The sequence below is a fragment of the Polaribacter sp. IC066 genome, from assembly GCF_007997085.1.
GTDB lineage: Bacteria > Bacteroidota > Bacteroidia > Flavobacteriales > Flavobacteriaceae > Polaribacter.
Map to the genome: position 1 here is coordinate 1 of NZ_VORR01000155.1, position 713 is coordinate 713.

A 713-nucleotide genomic window follows, 5' to 3' on the forward strand; every position below is an offset into this window, starting at 1 on the left:
AACGTTGGCAACCATTACAAATAAAACTTTGAAAAATGAAAATAAAAGGACTATTCGTAAAAAACTTATTGGAATTTATTGATTGTGAAATATTCATTGAATATGGTGTTTTTCAGAGATTAATATTTAATTCTAGAACTTTTAAAAATTATCATAAGCCAAAAAATAAATCGGAATTTAAGATAAAAAGAGTTTCTTCTTTACCTTTATATTTTATACCAGCAAAACATAATTTTGAATTTACATATTTTGGGGCTAATAATCAAAACCAAAGAGTATTTTTAAAATTAAATCTTTTTAAGTTATTCCTAATAAAATGGAATTTAAAAAAGTATTTAATACAATCTGAATCAATCAAAACTGACATATTAAAATATATAATTGGCGGAATAATAGGTTTTTTAACAACACTTTTTATTCAAAAAATAAGCCAATATATTAAAGACCCTGAAATTCCCCCAATAACTGAAAGTATAAAATCTTTTGAAGTTAAATATATAGTCGCTGACTTTAATTTGTTTAATAATGAATCCATAATAAATTGATTTTTTAAATTAGTAATCTGAATTAAAAACGGTTGCCAACACCGTACAAAATTAATTGCTTTGTCTTGGTTTACTTACGAAAGTCCTCGTGGGCTCTCTTGGTTTGTGTTTTATTTAGTAACTTTATTGCTTAACCACAGCAACAAATCTTGTACAATTACGTTGGCA

The 713-nt window shown here is 24.7% G+C and carries 1 protein-coding gene; it reads left to right on the plus strand.

Going from position 1 to position 713, the window contains the following annotated elements:
* Window positions 1-35 precede the first annotated feature (35 nt).
* Window positions 36-545 carry a hypothetical protein gene (locus tag ES044_RS18355; protein WP_147120804.1) on the plus strand — a complete coding sequence of 170 codons (510 nt, stop codon included), beginning with the start codon at window positions 36-38 and terminating at the stop codon, window positions 543-545.
* Window positions 546-713: the final 168 nt, after the last annotated feature.

Excerpts from the sequence above, each read along its gene's own strand:
- ES044_RS18355 (WP_147120804.1), top strand. The coding sequence starts at position 36 with ATGAAAATAAAAGGACTATTCGTAAAAAACTTATTGGAATTTATTGAT.